Genomic DNA, 15,645 nt, shown 5'->3' with positions numbered 1-15,645 from the left:
GGCCACCGCCGGATGGACGAAACGCCGCCCCGAAAGGCGGCGTTTTTATTTGATCCTGCAGTCCTGCATATGACAGCGGTGCCTGCTAATGCTCGGATGCAGCCGTTGGCGCGTCTTCAGCCGTGGCCCGCTGAGAGGTAATCCGCTTTTCGGTGATTTGCAGCGCAAGATCGTTGGCGTGTCTGATAGAGGGCAGGGCCAGCAATCTTTGCATCTGCTCGGCCGTTGCGCCCTCGTGTCGCAGAATCGATCTGTCCTCTGCTTCGTTCCGATTGTGCTCGTCGAAGAACTTGGGGGTGTGGCGCGGCTTCCGTTTCGCTACGCCATTGTCGACATTGACGAACCCTCGCCCCCGCCGCGCTTTCAGTTCGAACATCTCCCTGGTCCGCACGGCATAGTGATTGATCTGAACGAGATCCCACCCGTAATCCTCGGGGGCAATGCGGAAGTTGGCTTTCCCTTGTACCCCCCTGAGCCAACGGGCTGTGGGAAAGAAGTCCAGGTTCAGGGTAGCTCCAGACGCATTCACGAAATCCGTGCCCTGGAAGTGCTTCCACCTCCTGAGGTGCGGCCGATGGTTGGCGATCTCGGACAATCTGGTCTTGCGCGCCCGATGGCGATAGAAGGTCTTGATGATCTTGTTGCCGGCAAAGTCCCGGTCGGCTGCCCGGCTGAAGTCCTGTGAAACAAACCTTCCCGGGAATGTCTTGTTCCCTCCGTCGCCGAAAATGCGCCAGGGAATCAGGACGCCATGCGCCCCGCCAAGGGAAAGAATGAGGTCATCAACTTTTCCCTGCCCGCAATGGATGTTCAGGAATTCGTCAGCATCCAGCCAGATGACCCAGTCGCCATCGGATATCGCTGAACTTTCATTCGCGGCCTTCGCTGCTTTTCCCTGCGGGGACTCGTCCGGACCGACAGAATGATGGATATGCTGTATCTCGCCTGCCGCGTGCAGCGCGTCCAGCAGCTCGGTCGTGCCGTCGTCGCTGTCATTCGACACGATCAGGATCGTGTCGAACCCGATCGCCTTGTGATAGGCGATCCATTCCACCAGGAACGGACCCTCGTTCTTGACGGCCGAGAAAAGAACTTTCTTGGATTCGGGCATGGAGGGCTCGCAGCAAGTGCCCCGGCGGGTTGAGGGGCGATCACGATGCAAGCGTTATGGTTGCATGGCCTTGCAAGCGCAAGACTGCGCCGGGACCTGATGCTGTGCCTGAAGAAAAGGTCGATGGTAGCGGAGGAGGGATTTGAACCCCCGACACAAGGATTATGATTCCTCTGCTCTAACCAGCTGAGCTACTCCGCCCCATGCATCCCGCGAGGGGTGCGCGGGATTTAGGGCGCGACTCGCGGGGCGTCAAGCGGAATCCGCAAAGGCGCCGCTTGCCTCTGCGGCAGGGGCCGTGCAGGGAAACCGGGGGCGCCTCGGGGCGTTTCACGGACAAAGCAAGGGGTTGCAGATGGCGGACGATCCGTATGCCGCACTGGGCGTGTCGAAGACGGCCAGCGATGCCGAGATCAAGAAGGCCTACCGCAGGATCGCCAAGACGGACCACCCGGACCTGACGGATGATCCGAAGGCGCATGAGCGCTTCAAGGCGGCCTCGGCGGCCTACGACCTGCTGAAGGACCCCGCCCAGCGCGCCCGCTTCGACAGGGGCGAGATCGACGCCCAGGGTCAGGAGCGTCCTCAGCGCCGCTATTACCGCGACTTCTCGGAGGCGCCGGACAACCCTTACCGCGGGCAGGCGGATTATGGGGACTTTTCGGACGTCTTTTCCGATCTCTTCGGCGAACGCGGCTTCCGGCAGGGCGGCTTCGGGGGCGGCGCGCGCAGCTTCGACATGCGCGGGCAGGACCACCGCTATACGCTCGAGGTCGACTTCATGACCGCGGCGCGGGGCGGCACGACCCGCATCACCCTGCCGGACGGCAACGTGCTGGACGTGAACATTCCCGCCGGCACCCGCGACGGCCAGACCATCCGGTTGCGCGGCAAGGGCGGCGCAGGCATGGGCAACGGCCAGCCGGGCGACGCGCTGCTGGCAGTCACCGTGCGCGAGGACCCCGACTGGCGGCGCGAGGGCGACGACGTGACCACGGTGCTGCCGATCTCGCTGGACGAGGCGGTGCTGGGGGGCAGGGTCCAGGCGCAGACGATCGACGGGCCGGTGATGCTGACGATCCCGCGTGGCGCCTCCTCGGGGCAGAAGCTCAGGTTGCGTGGCCGCGGGCTGGCCGGCGCGGGCGGCAGGCGCGGGGACCAGCATGTCGAGTTGCGGATCGTCATGCCGCCGCAGATCGACGACGAACTGGCCCGCTTCATCGAAACCTGGCGCAAGGACCATGCCTACAACCCGCGCGCCGCAGGGGGGAAAGGACGATGATCCGCCATTCGATGAGCCGCGACGAGATCCTGTCGCTGATCCCGGATCTTTCGCCCGAGGCGCTGGCCGCGCTGACCGAGGCGGGAGTCATCCAGCCCCTTCTGGGCGAGGGCGAGCCGCGCTTCCGCGAGATCGACGCGGCGCGCCTGCAGCTTGCCGTCGAACTGGAGGAAATGTTCCGGCTCGACCCCGAGGCCCTGGGGCTGGTCCTGTCGCTGATCGACCAGCTGAACGGGATCAGGGGAGAGATGCGGGCGGTGCTGGGCGCGCTGGCCGAAGAGCCGCCCGAGACCCGCGCGCGGCTGCGCCGCGTGATCCACGAGACGCGGCTTCTGCGGGTGCGGCGCGACTGAGCGCGTCCGCCTGCAGCCCGGCGGGCCGCAGGCGGACATGGCCGAGGCGCAGGGCGGCTGCCACTGCGGCGCGGTGCGGTTCCGCGCAACCTTGGCGCAGGGTAGGGCCCCGGCGCGCCGCTGCACCTGTTCCTATTGCCGGATGAAGGGCGGCATCACGATCATGGTGGCGGACGGAGGCTTCCGGCTGCTTTCGAGTGATGGAGATCCGGGAACCTGTCGCCTCGGCTCTGGCGTTGCGGCCCATCATTTCTGCCGGGCCTGCGGCATCAACACGCATCACCACCGCAGCTCGGCCCCCGGTCGGTCGCCGCCAGCACGGCCTTCTTGTGGGCGTGAATCCCTTTCATTTTCTCGAGCTGCCGGCTTGGGCGGCGAGCACGAGGTCTCGCGGAACAGGGGTCTGCTGGCGGGCGTCCTACGCTACAGTCCGGCGTAAAGGGCAGCAAGGCGCTTGGCCTCGACGTCCAGCCCATAAGGCGGGTTGATGACGAACATCCCCGACCCGACCATGCCGTGCCCCGCGCGGGCGGGCGGAAAACGGACCTCGGACGACAGGGCCTGCGGGTGATCCGCCGCCAACGCACCTGCCATGGCGCGGTGCCGTTCGTCGCCAAGGATCGGATACCACAGCACGATCACCCCCACGTTCCACTTGCGCGCCATGCGGGCGATCCATCCGGGGATGCGGTCATAGTCGGCCTTGACCTCGTAGCTGGGGTCGATCAGCAGCAGCCCGCGCCGCGGCATGGGCGGGATCAGGGCATTCGCCATCGCAAAGCCGTCCTGCAGGTGAAGCCGCGCGAAATCCGCAACCTCGGACAGGGCGGCCTGTTCGGCCGGGTGCAACTCGGCCAGATGGGCGCTGTCGCCGGGCCGCAGGAAATGTGCCGCGATCAGGGGAGAGCCGGGATACGCTTGCGGGCCGAAGCGGTCCCGGACCGCCGCCAATGCCTCTGACAGGGGATGATCGGGCGGCAGCCAGCCTTGGGCCAGTGCGCGGGTGATCCCGGCCTCTGCCTCCTGCGTCCGCTGCGCGGCGTCGGAGGCAAGGTCGTAAAGGCCGCGACCGGCATGGGTCTCGATATAGGTCAGCGGCTTCGGCTTGGCCGTCAGGTGCGACAGGGCCGTGGCGAGCAGGGCGTGCTTGTGCACATCCGCCAGGTTTCCTGCGTGATACGCGTGCTGATAGGACAACATGGCCCGTCCCTAGCCGTCGCGTTCCGGATTGGAAAGAGAAGGAAGCGGCGACCCCGGGGAGGAGGAGAGGGGTCGCCGCCGACAACGCGCCCAGGGAGGAGGAGGGGCGGCGCTGCATCGGATCGCTACCGGGGAGGAGGTCGGCTGCGATCCATGAACACAAGATGCCCTCGATGCTGCGAATGCACAACGCATGTTTGCGCTGGTCTGTTATGCGTCTTACGCATGGAATAAACAGGAATGTGCCTACAATTGCGACAATTCTGTGGCAAGAATCGCACTTGCTGCTGATAAATCATCCAGAAGATGTATCACCTATGCGTGTGACGCAACGTTCTGGCGGAACCATGTCCAATGATGCTGCGCAGCAGCATGATCCGGGGCTCGTCTGGTTGTGGCCTGCCTGCCGTCCTATATCGCTGCCAACGACAGTCAAAGGAACGGAAACATGGCGGTGAATCGCGACAGGGTGATGCAGGAACTCGAACAAGTCGCGGTTCCCGGCGGCAGCAATCTGGTCAGGGCAGACCTGATCCGCGCCCTGTCGATTGCAGAGGATGAGGTGAGCTTCGTCATCGAGGCAGGCGACGCGGCCCTGGCCCGGGCGCTGGAAAGCGCCAGCGCCGAGGCCGAATCGCGGCTGCGCGCCCTGGGCTTTGCCCGCGTGCGCATTGTCACCACCGCGCCTGCGGGCAAGCAGCCCGCCGTGGCCGCGCGCTCGGGTCCGGCGGCAGGGGCGGGCGCCCCGCCCAGCCTGACCATTGGGCGGCACCCGACCCCGCAGGCCGGGCCGCAGGCGATCCCGGGCGTGCGCCGCATCATCGCCATCGGTTCGGGCAAGGGCGGCGTCGGCAAGTCCACCCTGACGACCAACCTCGCCGTCGCGCTGGCGCGCAAGGGGCGGCGAATCGGCGTGCTGGATGCCGATATCTACGGCCCCAGCCAGCCGCGGATGCTGGGTGTCAGCGACCGCCCGCGCAGCGAGAACGACCGCATCATCCCCGTACGCGCCCATGGCGTCACCATGATGTCGCTGGGCCTGATGATGAAGGAAGGCGAGGCGGTCGTCTGGCGCGGCCCCATGCTGATGGGCGCGCTGCAGCAGATGCTGAACCAGGTCGAATGGGGCGAACTGGACGCGCTGCTGGTGGATCTGCCGCCCGGCACGGGCGATGTGCAGCTGAGCCTGTGCCAGAAGGCGCCGGTCACGGGCGCGATCATCGTGTCCACGCCGCAGGACGTGGCGCTGATCGACGCCCGCCGCGCCATCGACATGTTCGACAAGCTCAAGACCCCGGTGCTGGGGCTGGTCGAGAACATGTCCTCGTATGTCTGCCCGAACTGCGGGCACGAGGCGCATCTGTTCGGCCATGGCGGCGTCGGCGCCGAGGCGGCCGAGCGCGGCCTGCCCTTCCTGGGCGAGGTGCCGCTGGACCTGTCGGTCCGTCTCGGGGGCGATTCGGGGCAACCGGTCGCTCTGGGCGAGGGGCCGGTGGCCGAGGCCTACGGGCGTTTGGCCGACCGGCTGATCCGCGGCGACATGGCCTGAGCCTGCGGCCTTTCCTTCGGGAAATCACGGGAACGCCGGACTTGGCCCCGGCGGGAAATCATGGGACAGGCGGTCCTTCCGGCCGCCGTCCGTCAGAATCGCAGGGCCGTGATGGGGCGTGATCGGTCACGCGATAGGCGCTGCTCCGCCCAAGTTCCCCAGTTGCCGCAGGCAGTTTTCTTCTTGACCGGGAGAATCTGGGACTATTCTGCCACAGCCTGTTTTTCACAACATCTAGTTTTTTAGCTGCAGTGGCGCACCAGATTTGGACGTGTTAACCGCTCGTTCGGCTGTCGTTCACGCCTCGCGCGCGAAGCTGGGGCTGCGAGATCGTCAGTGTTCCCGCATTCACCCCATTGCTTCCCATGCTTTCCCATGGCATCCCTTCAACCACGGAAGACGGGCAGTTAAGGGGCGGTGAAGACCCCGGCCAAGGCAGGCTTCATACAGGCACCCGCGATCCGAAAAATGACCTGGCCGCGCGCGAGCAGCACCTTCCCCCGAGGTGGCGCATGAGACCGGGCGATCCCCGAAACTTCGGGGCCCAGAGATGGGACGAGGGCGGCGGATCGGGCAGTGGCAGCGGCCCGATCCGCCCTTTCCCGTTCAGGGCACCCTGTTCGGGCAGGGACAGTGGAAGGTGGCGGGCTTGGCACGCAGGTTCAGAGGCTCGGAGGAGGTCAAGGTCGACGCCAAGGGGCGCGTCTCGATCCCCGCCAAGTTTCGCCGCGTCTTCGAATCGGCCGATCCGGATTTCCCCTCCCGCAACCGCGCGCAGCTGGTCGTCGTCTATGGCTTCGCCGACTGGACTCACCTGCGTCTGTACACCATGGAAGCGATCGAGGAAATCGACGAGGGCATCAGCCGGATGCCCCGCGGCTCGGCCGAGCGCAGCTACCTGGAAACCCTGATGAATGGCCTGTCGGACGAGGCGGAGATCGACGCCGACGGGCGCCTCGTCCTGCCGCAGCGCCTGCGCGAGAAGATCGGGCTCGAGGATCGCGCCTTCTTCATGGCGCAGGGCGATTACCTGAAGGTGTCCACCCCCGAGACGCACGAGGCCGATCTGCGCGCAATCGAGGCCGACATGCCGACGCTGGAACCGGGCGCCGACCCCCTGTCCCTGCTGCCCCCGGCCCCCGAAAGCTGATGACTGCGCCGCATATCCCTGTCCTGCTGCGCCCCCTTCTGGCGGCGGTGGCCCCCGTCCGCGGCACCTGGGTGGACGGCACCTTTGGCGCGGGCGGCTATGCCCGCGGGCTGCTGGACGCGGGCGCCGAGCGCGTGATCGGCATCGACCGCGACCCGGGGGTGTTCGACATGGCCCGCGCTTGGGCGGGTGGTTACGGCGACCGGCTGCGGCTGGTGCAGGGGACCTTCTCGGACCTCGACGAACTGGCCGGAGAGCCGGTGGAGGGAGTGGTGCTGGACCTCGGCGTCAGCTCCATGCAGCTCGACCAGCCCGAGCGCGGCTTTTCCTTTCTGCGTGACGGGCCGCTGGACATGCGCATGGGGCAGGACGGGCCCTCGGCCGCCGACCTGCTGAACACCGCCGAGGAATCCCGCATCGCCGACGTGCTGTATCATTACGGCGAAGAACGTGCCGCCCGCCGCATCGCCCGTGCCATCGTGGCAGCCCGGCCCCTGACCACGACCGCGCAACTGGCCGAGGTCGTCCAGTGCTGCCTGCCGCGCCCCAAGCCGGGACAAAGCCACCCCGCCACCCGCAGCTTCCAGGCGGTCCGCATCTGGGTGAACGACGAGTTCGGCCAGCTTCTGTCGGGGCTCATGGCGGCCGAGCGTGCGCTGAAACCGGGCGGCCGGCTGGCGGTGGTCAGCTTCCATTCGCTGGAAGACCGGGTGGTTAAGCGCTTCATGCAGGCCCGCGCCAACGCCGCGGGCGGCGGCAGCCGCTATGCGCCCGAACTGCGGCAGGAGGCCCCCGCCTTCACGCTGCCCTTCCGCCGCGCAATCGGCGCGGACGATGAGGAACTGGCCGCGAACCCCCGCGCACGCTCGGCTTTTCTGCGCGTAGCGGTCCGCACCGATGCGCCCGCGGGCAGGCCCGATCCGGCCGCGCTGGGGCTGCCGCAGCTTCCCGGAGGAATGTGATGCGGCCGCTTCTGTATCTCATGGCGGCGATGGTGGTGATGGGTCTGGCTTTCTGGGCCTATCGCGAGAATTACCGCACCCAGGCGCAGATCGATCAGATGCAGGCCGTGCAGCGCGACATCGCGGGCCTGCGGGAAAACCTGGGCGTGCTGCGCGCCGAATGGGCCTATCTGAACCGCCCCGACCGGCTGCGCCAGCTGGTGGACATGAACTTCGAACGCCTGCGCCTCGCGCCCGTGCAGGCCAACCAGTTCGGCACCGCGCGCAACATCGACTATCCGCCGCCCGAGCCCGTGGCGCCGCCGACCGAGCTGACGCCCGGCGAGACGACTGCCGGCTGGGTGCCCCGCACGCCCTCCAACAACCGCGGCGCGCCGGTCCCCCGCCCTGCCTTGCCCCTTCCCGCCGACCTTGTCGCCGAGCCTGACCCGACAGAGGAGTGACCGCCATGATCCGCACCCCCTTGCGCCCCCTGGCCCGCATCCTCAGCGCCCGGCAGGCCGGACAGGACCCCGACGAGATCGAGGCCGAACTGCGCGCCCAGCGTCATGCCGAGATCCAGGACCGCGCCCGCCGCCGGGCCGAGACGCGACTGAAATGGATGGTCGTCTGCTTCGTGGTGGCTTTCGGTACCGTGGGCCTGCGGATGGGGGCGCTGGCCAGCAGCCAGCCGGCCGAACCCCGCGCCCATGCATCGGGCGCGCAGATCATCTCGCAGCGGGCCGACATCGTGGACCGGCGCGGGCGGGTGCTGGCGACGAACCTGTCCACCCACGCGCTTTACGCCCATCCCCGCGACCTCGTGGACCCCGCGACGGCGGCGGCCAAGCTGGCAAAAATCTTCCCTGATCTGGATGCCGAGCGGCTGAAGAAGGACCTGACCGGAGAGCGCAAGTTCGTCTGGATCAAGAAGAAGCTGTCGCCCGAGCAGATGCAGGCCGTCCATGACATCGGCGAGCCGGGCCTGGTCTTCGGCCCGCGCGAGATGCGGCTTTACCCCAACGGGCGGCTGGCCAGCCATATCCTCGGCGGCTCGCAGTTCGGGGCCGAGGGCGTGAGTTCCGCCGAGGTTCTGGGCATGGCGGGCGTGGAAAAGGCCTTCGACCGCTGGCTGCGCGATCCGGCCAACGGCGGCGCGCCCCTGCAGCTGTCCATCGACCTGACCGCCCAGGCCGCGATGGAGGAGGTGCTGGCCAACAGCATCAAGGTGATGAACGCCAAGGGCGCGACCGGCATCCTGATGGAAGTGAAGTCGGGCGAGATCCTGGCCATGGCGAGCCTGCCCGACTTCGACCCCAACGACCGCCCGAAGCCGCTGACCAAGGGCGACCCTTCGGACAGCCCGCTGTTCAACCGCGCGGTGCAGGGGGTCTATGAGCTCGGCTCGACCTTCAAGATCTTCCCCATCGCGCAGGCGATCGACGAGGGGCTGGTCAACGCCAACACCATGATCAACGCCTCCTCGCCCATGAAGATCGGGAAATACCTGATCCACGACTTCCACAATTACGGCGGCCAGCTGTCGGTGCGCGACGTGCTGGGCAAGTCCTCGAACGTGGGCACGGTGCGGATCGCGCAGATGCTCGGGCCGGAACGCCAGCAGAAGTTCCTCAAGGACCTCGGCTTCTTCGAGCCCACCCCGGTCGAGATGACCGAGGCACCGACAGGCAAGCCCATCGTGCCCTCGCGCTGGCCGGCGGTGACGGCCGCGACGGTGTCCTTCGGGCACGGGCTGGCGGCAAGCCCCCTGCATCTCGCCTCGGCCTTCGCGACCATCGGCAACGACGGGCGTCGCGTGCGCCCGACGCTGATCCACCGGAAGGTGCCGGTGCAGGGCGAACAGGTGCTGTCGCCCAAGGCCGCCAGGCAGGCGCGCGACCTGCTGCGCCATGTCGTGACCAAGGGCACCGCCCGTCAGGCCGAGGTCGCGGGCTACGAGGTCGGGGGCAAGACCGGCACCGCCGACAAGCCGCGCCCCGGCGGCGGCTATTACAAGAACCGCAACGTCTCGACCTTCGCCTCGATGTATCCGACGGACGATCCCGAATACGTGCTGGTCGTGACGCTGGACGAGCCGAAGGTCTCGGCCGCCGGCGGGGGCGAGATGCGCACGGCGGGCGCCACCGCCGCCCCGGTCGCCGCCGCCCTGATCCAGCGGCTGACGCCCATGCTGGGCCTGCAACCCGACGGGTTGAAGCTGCCTGTCATTGAACCCCGTCCGGCCGATGCCGTAAGGGTCTCGGCACAATAAGGACCAAGGGATGATGGACAACGACAAGGCCATGAACCTGTCCCGGCTGGGGCTGCGGGCAGGGGACGGAAGCGATCCGCTGATCACCGGCATCTCGGTCGATTCGCGCCAGGTCCGCGACGGGCACCTGTTCGCGGCGCTGCCCGGATCGGCGTCGCACGGGGGCGAGTTCATCCAGTATGCCCTGCGCCAAGGGGCGGCGGCCATCCTGACCGACCGCCAGGGCGCCGAGATCGCGGCGGCCGAACTGGCAGCATCTTCCGCAGCCCTGGTGGTGGCCGAGGACCCCCGTGCGGCGCTGGCCGGGGCGGCGGCGCTCTGGTTCGAGACGCAGCCCGAGACGGTGGTGGCGGTCACGGGGACCTCGGGCAAGACCTCGGTCACAACCTTCACGCGCCAGATCTGGCAGGCGCTGGGCCTGAAGGCGATCAACCTCGGGACCATGGGCGTGCAGGGCGATTTCACCGCCAAGCTGGCCCACACGACGCCCGAACCGGTGACGCTGCACCGCGTCCTGTCCGAGGCTGCGGCGGCGGGCGTCACCCATGCGGCGATGGAGGCATCCTCGCACGGGCTCGACCAGCGGCGGCTGGACGGGGTGCGGGTGGCTGCCGGGGCCTTCACCAACTTCAGCCAGGACCACCTGGACTATCACCACGATTTCGACAGCTACTTCGCCGCCAAGGCGCTGCTGTTCAACCACATCCTCGAACCCGGCGCGGCGGCGGTGATCTGCACCGACGATGCGCGGGGCCGCGAGGCCGCGCAGATCGCCCGCGACCGGGGCTTGCGGCTTCTGACCTACGGCCGGGACGAAGGCTGCGACTTGCGCATCCTTTCCCAGCGCTATGATGCCACGGGGCAGGAACTGCGCTTTTCCCTGAACGGCCAGACGCACCTGATCCGGCTGAACCTGATCGGCGGCTTCCAGGCGGAAAACGTGCTTTGCGCGGCGGGTCTGTGCATCGCCACGGGTGCCGACCCGCAGCGCGTCATCTCTGCCCTGCCGGGCCTGACCACCGTGCGCGGCCGGATGGAATTGGCCGCCCAGCGCCGGAACGGGGCGGCGGTGTTCGTGGACTACGCCCACAAGCCCGGCGCCGTGATCGCGGCGCTGCAATCCCTGCGCCCCCATGTCATGGGCCGCATTATCGCCATCGTCGGCGCGGGCGGCGACCGCGACCGGGGCAAGCGCCCGCTGATGGGCGAGGCCGCGCGGCAACATGCCGACGTGGTCTATGTCACCGATGACAACCCCCGGACCGAGGACCCCGCAGCCATCCGCGCCGAGGTCATGGCCGGTGCGGGCCAGGATGCGACCGAGGTCGGCGACCGCGCCGAGGCAATCCTGCGCGCCGTGGATGCGCTGGAACCCGGCGACGCGCTGCTGATCATGGGCAAGGGGCACGAGACAGGGCAGATCATCGGCTCGGACGTCTTCCCCTTCGACGACGCGGAACAGGCGTCCGTCGCCGTCGCCGCGCTGGACGGCACGATATGAGCCTCTGGACCTCCACCGACGCCGCCGCCGCGACCGGCGGCCGCGCGACCGCCGACTGGGTGGCCGAGGGTATCTCGATCGACACCCGCACGATCCGGCCGGGCGACCTGTTCGTGGCGCTCAAGGACGCCCGCGACGGCCACGACTTCGTGGCGCAGGCGCTGGAGAAGGGGGCAGCCGCCGCGCTGGTCAGCCATATCCCCGAGGGCGTCTCCACCGACGCGCCCCTACTGGTCGTGGACGATGTCCTGCCCGCGCTTGAGGCGCTGGGCCGCGCCGCCCGCGCCCGCACCCGCGCGCGGGTGCTGGCGATCACCGGCTCGGTCGGCAAGACCTCGACCAAGGACATGGCCGCCGCCGCTTTGGCCCCCCAGGGCCGCGTCCATGCCGCCGAGGCGAGCCTGAACAACCACTGGGGCGTGCCGCTGACCCTCGCGCGGATGCCCGCCGAGACCGACTGGGCGATCCTCGAACTGGGCATGAACCATCCGGGCGAGATCGCGCCCCTTTCGCGCATGGCGCGGCCCCATGTGGCGATGATCACCACCGTCGCCCCCGCCCATATGGAAGCCTTTGGCAGCCTCGAGGGCATCGCCGTCGAAAAGGCCTCGATTTTCGAAGGGATTGAACCGGCAGGCCACGCCATCATCCCCGAGGACCTGCCCGTGACGCAGATCCTGCGCGACGCCGCCGACCGCGCGGGCGCCATCGTCGCGGGCTTCGGCCGCGACGGGGTGGCCAAGCCCGTGAAGACCGAGGTGGCCGAAGGGGAAACCCGCGTCCGTGCCCGCGTGCTGGGCGAAACGCTGGACTTCACCCTTGCTTCGGCGGGAGCGCATTTCGTGATGAACGCGGTGGGCGTCCTCGCCGCCGTCACCGCGCTCGGGGCCGATCCGAAGGCCTCGGCCAAGAGCCTCGCCGACTGGCGCCCCTACAAGGGCCGGGGCGGGGTCGAGCGGATCGGCGGGATCACGCTGATCGACGACAGCTACAACGCCAACCCGACCAGCCTCGCGGCAGGCCTTGCCACGCTGGACGCAATGCCGCCGGGCCGCCGCGTGGCGATCCTGGGCGACATGCTGGAACTGGGCGATGAAGAATTCGCCCTGCACCGCGCCATCGCGGATTATCCGCAGATGCAGGGGGTTGCGCTGGTCCATGCCTGCGGCCCCCGGATGCGGCACCTGATCGAGGCGCTGCCCGAGGAGAAGCGCGGCGTCTGGTCCGAGGATGCCGCCGACCTCTGCGCCCGCGCGGGCGAGCTGGTCCGCGACGGCGACGTGGTCTTCGTGAAGGGGTCCAAGGGTTCTCGTGTCGCCAGCGTGGTTGACGCGATCCGCCGGGCGCGGCAGACGCCCGCATCCGATAACAACAAGGGGTAAACCCGATGCTCTACTGGCTGGCGGACCTGTCCGACAACGGCGGACTCTTCAACCTGTTCCGTTATATCACCTTCCGCTCGGGCGCGGCCTTCTTCACCGCGTTGATCTTCGGCTTCATCTTCGGCCGGCCGCTGATCGACTGGCTGCGCGTGAAGCAGAAGAAGGGCCAGCCCCTGCGCGAGATCGGACCGGACCACTTCGCCAAGGCGGGCACCCCCACCATGGGCGGCATCCTGATCCTGTCGGCTCTGTTCTTCTCGACCCTGCTCTGGGCGCGGCTCGACAACGGCTATGTCTGGGTGGTGCTGTTGGTGACGGCCGCCTTCGCGGCCATCGGATTCGCCGACGACTATGCCAAGGTGACCAAGCAGCACCACGCGGGCGTGTCGGGACGCGTCCGCATGGCGATCGGCCTTGCCGTGGGCGCGCTGGCGGGACTCGCCGTGTCCTGGCTGAACCCCGACCCGCTGTCGGGTCAACTGGCGCTGCCTTTCCTCAAGGACGTGCTGATCAATCTGGGTGTCTTCTTCATCCCCTTCGCCATGCTGGTGATCGTGGGCGCCGCCAATGCGGTGAACCTGACCGACGGGCTGGACGGCCTCGCCATCGGCCCGGTGATGATCGCCGCCATCACCTTCGGGGTGATCGCCTATCTCGTGGGCCATGCGAACTTCGCCAACTACCTGGGCGTCCACTTCGTCCCTGGCACGGGCGAGATCGCCGTCTTCGTTGCCGCCCTGATCGGGGGCGGCCTGGGCTTTTTGTGGTACAACGCGCCCCCCGCCGCCGTCTTCATGGGCGACACCGGCAGCCTCGCCTTGGGCGGCGCGCTGGGCGCCATCGCGGTCTGCATCAAGCACGAGATCGTGCTGGCCATCGTCGGCGGGTTGTTCGTGGTCGAGGCGCTGTCGGTCATCATCCAGGTCGCCTATTTCAAGCGCACCGGCCGTCGCGTCTTCCTGATGGCTCCGATCCACCACCATTTCGAGAAGAAGGGCTGGGCCGAGCCGCAGATCGTCATCCGCTTCTGGATCATCGCCGTGATCCTCGCGCTGATCGGGCTCTCAACCCTGAAGCTGCGCTAAGAGGAACCGCCCCCTCCTGCCGGTGTTCGACTCCTGCCCAACGTGGAGGAGCATCGCATGGCGGACGAGTTTCATCCCGGTCAGCGCGTCAGCTGGCAAAGCTCGGGCGGCACGTCGCATGGCAAGATCGTGCGGAAGCTGACGTCGCGGATGAAGATCAAGGATCACGAGGTCGCCGCCAGTGAAGACGAGCCGCAGTATCTCGTCGAGACCGACAACGGCGCGCAGGCGGCCCACAAGCCCGAGGCGCTGAAGCCCCTGTAAGCGTCGGCAAGGTTGCCGCCGCGCAGCGTCCATGCGACACCGGCCCCCGCATTTTCGTTGCTGCCGGTGCCGCATGATCCCTGTCCAAGGCGTCCAGAACCAGACCATCGCCGTCCTCGGCCTCGGCCGCTCGGGCCGGGCCACCGCCGCCGCGCTGCGCGAGGGCGGCGCAACCGTCGTCGCGTGGGACGACAGCGCCGAGACGCGGGCGCAGGCGGAATCCGAGGGCTTGCCGCTTCTCGACCTCACGCGGGACGCGGGCTGGCGCGACCGGATCGACGCGCTGATCACCTCGCCCGGCATTCCGCATCTCTACCCGCACCCGCATCCGGCCATCGCGCAGGCGCTGCGCCGGGGCGTGCCGGTGGACAACGATATCGGGCTGTTCTTCCGCAGCTTCGGCGCGCTCGACTGGGCGGCCTTCGACACGCCGCCAAGGGTGATCTGCGTCACCGGCTCGAACGGCAAATCCACGACCACGGCGCTGATCAACCACATCCTGCAGGCGGCGGGCCGGCCCACCCAGATGGGCGGCAACATCGGCACCGGCGTCCTGTCGCTAGAGCCGCCCGTCGATGGCGAGGTGGTGGTGCTGGAACTGTCGTCCTACCAGACGGATCTCGCCCGCGCGCTGACGCCCGACGTGGCGGTCTTCACCAACCTGTCGCCCGACCACATGGACCGCCATTCCGGCTTCGGCGGCTATTTCGCCGCCAAGCGCCGGCTGTTCGCGGAAGGCGGCCCCGACCGCTGCGTCATCGGCGTGGACGAGGACGAAGGGCGTTATCTCGCCAACCAGATGGGGCAGGGGCCGCAGGACGACCGGGTGATCCGCGTCTCGGTCGAGGAGAAGCTGGACGGCTTCGGCTGGTCCGTCTCGGCGCGCAAGGGATACCTGTCCGAGTGGCGCAAGGGGCGGCAGATCGCCTCGATCGACCTGCGCGGGATCAGGGGCCTGCCCGGCGCCCACAACCACCAGAACGCCTGCGCGGCCTATGCCGCCTGCCGCAGCATCGGCCTTGCCCCGCGCGAGATCGAGGCGGCTTTCCACAGTTTCGCGGGGCTGCCACACCGCAGCCAGACCGTGGCCGAGATCAACGGCGTGCGCTGGGTGAACGATTCCAAGGCCACCAACGTCGATTCGGCCGAAAAGGCGCTGATGGCCTTCGACAGCATCCGCTGGATCGCGGGCGGCATGGGGAAAGAGGGCGGCATCGCGGCGCTCGCGCCGCTGTTTCCGCGCGTCCGCAAGGCCTATCTGATCGGCCATTCCGCCCGCGACTTTGCGCTGCAGCTGTCGGACACGCCGCACGAGGTTGTCGAGACGATGGAAGCCGCCGTCGCCCGCGCCAGCGCCGAATCCGAGCCGGGCGACACGGTGCTGCTGGCCCCAGCTTCGGCCAGCTTCGACCAGTATCCGAACTTCGAAAAGCGCGGCGAGCATTTCACCGCGCTGGTCGAGGCGCTGCGCCGGGGCTGAACCACCGGGCGGCCGGTCATGGGCGCCACTCGGCCCAATCATTTTCTAGCCTCAAGCGGCCATTCGCGCTATGGT

Annotated in this window: 15 protein-coding genes and 1 tRNA gene; 13 read left to right on the top strand and 3 right to left on the bottom strand. The window is 68.2% G+C overall.

All coding sequences use genetic code 11. The features are described 5' to 3' along the window. Positions 1 to 85 precede the first annotated feature (85 nt). Both ACFFII_RS06910 and ACFFII_RS06905 read right to left on the bottom strand, forming a co-directional pair. Positions 86 to 1,111 (bottom strand): glycosyltransferase family 2 protein, encoded by a 1,026-nt coding sequence (locus tag ACFFII_RS06910; RefSeq protein ID WP_377698137.1) that lies wholly within the window; start codon positions 1,109 to 1,111, stop codon positions 86 to 88. 124 nt (positions 1,112 to 1,235) lie between these two features. Beyond that, a tRNA-Met gene (locus ACFFII_RS06905) sits at positions 1,236 to 1,312 on the bottom strand. A gap of 154 nt (positions 1,313 to 1,466) precedes the next feature. Between ACFFII_RS06905 and ACFFII_RS06900 the strand changes: the two genes are divergently transcribed. Genes ACFFII_RS06900 through ACFFII_RS17785 form a run of 3 tightly spaced genes read left to right on the top strand, consistent with a single transcriptional unit; the run spans position 1,467 to position 3,185 of the window. Continuing rightward, positions 1,467 to 2,393 carry a DnaJ C-terminal domain-containing protein gene (locus tag ACFFII_RS06900; protein ID WP_377698136.1) on the top strand — a complete coding sequence of 309 codons (927 nt, stop codon included), beginning with the start codon at positions 1,467 to 1,469 and terminating at the stop codon, positions 2,391 to 2,393. Continuing rightward, positions 2,390 to 2,746, top strand: coding sequence for a hypothetical protein (locus ACFFII_RS06895; RefSeq protein ID WP_377698135.1), 357 nt, complete (start codon positions 2,390 to 2,392; stop codon positions 2,744 to 2,746). Before ACFFII_RS06900 ends, ACFFII_RS06895 begins: the two co-directional genes overlap by 4 nt. A 37-nt stretch (positions 2,747 to 2,783) precedes the next feature. Next, a complete protein-coding gene (locus ACFFII_RS17785; RefSeq protein WP_446686935.1) occupies positions 2,784 to 3,185 on the top strand; it encodes a GFA family protein in 402 nt (133 codons plus the stop codon). On the opposite strand, the gene ACFFII_RS06890 is transcribed toward ACFFII_RS17785, so the two are convergent. Continuing rightward, positions 3,170 to 3,946, bottom strand: coding sequence for a 23S rRNA (adenine(2030)-N(6))-methyltransferase RlmJ (locus ACFFII_RS06890; RefSeq protein ID WP_377698134.1), 777 nt, complete (start codon positions 3,944 to 3,946; stop codon positions 3,170 to 3,172). The genes ACFFII_RS17785 and ACFFII_RS06890 overlap by 16 nt on opposite strands. 448 nt (positions 3,947 to 4,394) lie before the next feature. On the opposite strand from ACFFII_RS06890, the gene ACFFII_RS06885 reads away from it, so the two are divergent. The 10 genes from ACFFII_RS06885 (at position 4,395) to murD (ending at position 15,570) form a co-directional block, all read left to right on the top strand. Beyond that, positions 4,395 to 5,495: an Mrp/NBP35 family ATP-binding protein gene (locus tag ACFFII_RS06885; protein WP_377698133.1), complete on the top strand. Its 1,101-nt coding sequence runs from the start codon at positions 4,395 to 4,397 to the stop codon at positions 5,493 to 5,495. A 649-nt stretch (positions 5,496 to 6,144) separates the two neighbouring features. Beyond that, entirely contained in the window at positions 6,145 to 6,645 is a 501-nt protein-coding gene (mraZ, locus tag ACFFII_RS06880; protein WP_377698132.1) for a division/cell wall cluster transcriptional repressor MraZ, read from the top strand. Further along, positions 6,645 to 7,607, top strand: a complete 963-nt coding sequence (rsmH, locus tag ACFFII_RS06875; RefSeq protein ID WP_377698131.1) for a 16S rRNA (cytosine(1402)-N(4))-methyltransferase RsmH — start codon at positions 6,645 to 6,647, stop codon at positions 7,605 to 7,607. The genes mraZ and rsmH overlap by 1 nt, the downstream gene beginning before the upstream one ends. Next, the gene (ftsL, locus tag ACFFII_RS06870; RefSeq protein ID WP_245688644.1) at positions 7,607 to 8,050 is read left to right on the top strand and encodes a cell division protein FtsL; all 444 of its coding nucleotides are present in this window, start codon (positions 7,607 to 7,609) and stop codon (positions 8,048 to 8,050) included. The genes rsmH and ftsL overlap by 1 nt, the downstream gene beginning before the upstream one ends. Positions 8,051 to 8,055: 5 nt before the next feature. Further along, positions 8,056 to 9,858, top strand: a complete 1,803-nt coding sequence (locus tag ACFFII_RS06865) for a peptidoglycan D,D-transpeptidase FtsI family protein (RefSeq protein WP_377698130.1) — start codon at positions 8,056 to 8,058, stop codon at positions 9,856 to 9,858. Between the two features lie 13 nt (positions 9,859 to 9,871). Then, positions 9,872 to 11,359: a UDP-N-acetylmuramoyl-L-alanyl-D-glutamate--2,6-diaminopimelate ligase gene (locus ACFFII_RS06860; protein WP_377698189.1), complete on the top strand. Its 1,488-nt coding sequence runs from the start codon at positions 9,872 to 9,874 to the stop codon at positions 11,357 to 11,359. Then, positions 11,356 to 12,741 (top strand): UDP-N-acetylmuramoyl-tripeptide--D-alanyl-D-alanine ligase, encoded by a 1,386-nt coding sequence (locus ACFFII_RS06855; RefSeq protein ID WP_377698129.1) that lies wholly within the window; start codon positions 11,356 to 11,358, stop codon positions 12,739 to 12,741. The genes ACFFII_RS06860 and ACFFII_RS06855 overlap by 4 nt, the downstream gene beginning before the upstream one ends. Positions 12,742 to 12,746: 5 nt before the next feature. Next, entirely contained in the window at positions 12,747 to 13,826 is a 1,080-nt protein-coding gene (gene mraY, locus ACFFII_RS06850; protein ID WP_377698128.1) for a phospho-N-acetylmuramoyl-pentapeptide-transferase, read from the top strand. Positions 13,827 to 13,883: 57 nt separating this feature from the next. Further along, the gene (locus ACFFII_RS06845; protein WP_377698127.1) at positions 13,884 to 14,090 is read left to right on the top strand and encodes a hypervirulence associated TUDOR domain-containing protein; all 207 of its coding nucleotides are present in this window, start codon (positions 13,884 to 13,886) and stop codon (positions 14,088 to 14,090) included. Positions 14,091 to 14,163: 73 nt separating this feature from the next. Further along, a complete protein-coding gene (murD, locus tag ACFFII_RS06840) occupies positions 14,164 to 15,570 on the top strand; it encodes a UDP-N-acetylmuramoyl-L-alanine--D-glutamate ligase (protein ID WP_377698126.1) in 1,407 nt (468 codons plus the stop codon). Positions 15,571 to 15,645: the final 75 nt, after the last annotated feature.

Origin of the sequence: Paracoccus niistensis, from assembly GCF_042432925.1 — a bacterium.
GTDB classification, from domain to species: domain Bacteria; phylum Pseudomonadota; class Alphaproteobacteria; order Rhodobacterales; family Rhodobacteraceae; genus Paracoccus; species Paracoccus niistensis.
The sequence above is the reverse complement of the archived record's forward strand: the minus strand, read 5'-3'. Positions and strand labels throughout refer to the sequence as shown.

Bases quoted from the DNA above. Each gene is read 5' to 3' on its own strand.
- ACFFII_RS06910 (WP_377698137.1), bottom strand. From the start codon at position 1,111: ATGCCCGAATCCAAGAAAGTTCTTTTCTCGGCCGTCAAGAACGAGGGT.
- ACFFII_RS06900 (WP_377698136.1), top strand. From the start codon at position 1,467: ATGGCGGACGATCCGTATGCCGCACTGGGCGTGTCGAAGACGGCCAGC.
- ACFFII_RS06895 (WP_377698135.1), top strand. From the start codon at position 2,390: ATGATCCGCCATTCGATGAGCCGCGACGAGATCCTGTCGCTGATCCCG.
- ACFFII_RS17785 (WP_446686935.1), top strand. From the start codon at position 2,784: ATGGCCGAGGCGCAGGGCGGCTGCCACTGCGGCGCGGTGCGGTTCCGC.
- ACFFII_RS06890 (WP_377698134.1), bottom strand. From the start codon at position 3,946: ATGTTGTCCTATCAGCACGCGTATCACGCAGGAAACCTGGCGGATGTG.
- ACFFII_RS06885 (WP_377698133.1), top strand. From the start codon at position 4,395: ATGGCGGTGAATCGCGACAGGGTGATGCAGGAACTCGAACAAGTCGCG.
- rsmH (WP_377698131.1), top strand. From the start codon at position 6,645: ATGACTGCGCCGCATATCCCTGTCCTGCTGCGCCCCCTTCTGGCGGCG.
- ftsL (WP_245688644.1), top strand. From the start codon at position 7,607: ATGCGGCCGCTTCTGTATCTCATGGCGGCGATGGTGGTGATGGGTCTG.
- ACFFII_RS06865 (WP_377698130.1), top strand. From the start codon at position 8,056: ATGATCCGCACCCCCTTGCGCCCCCTGGCCCGCATCCTCAGCGCCCGG.
- ACFFII_RS06860 (WP_377698189.1), top strand. From the start codon at position 9,872: ATGGACAACGACAAGGCCATGAACCTGTCCCGGCTGGGGCTGCGGGCA.
- ACFFII_RS06855 (WP_377698129.1), top strand. From the start codon at position 11,356: ATGAGCCTCTGGACCTCCACCGACGCCGCCGCCGCGACCGGCGGCCGC.
- mraY (WP_377698128.1), top strand. From the start codon at position 12,747: ATGCTCTACTGGCTGGCGGACCTGTCCGACAACGGCGGACTCTTCAAC.
- ACFFII_RS06845 (WP_377698127.1), top strand. From the start codon at position 13,884: ATGGCGGACGAGTTTCATCCCGGTCAGCGCGTCAGCTGGCAAAGCTCG.
- murD (WP_377698126.1), top strand. From the start codon at position 14,164: ATGATCCCTGTCCAAGGCGTCCAGAACCAGACCATCGCCGTCCTCGGC.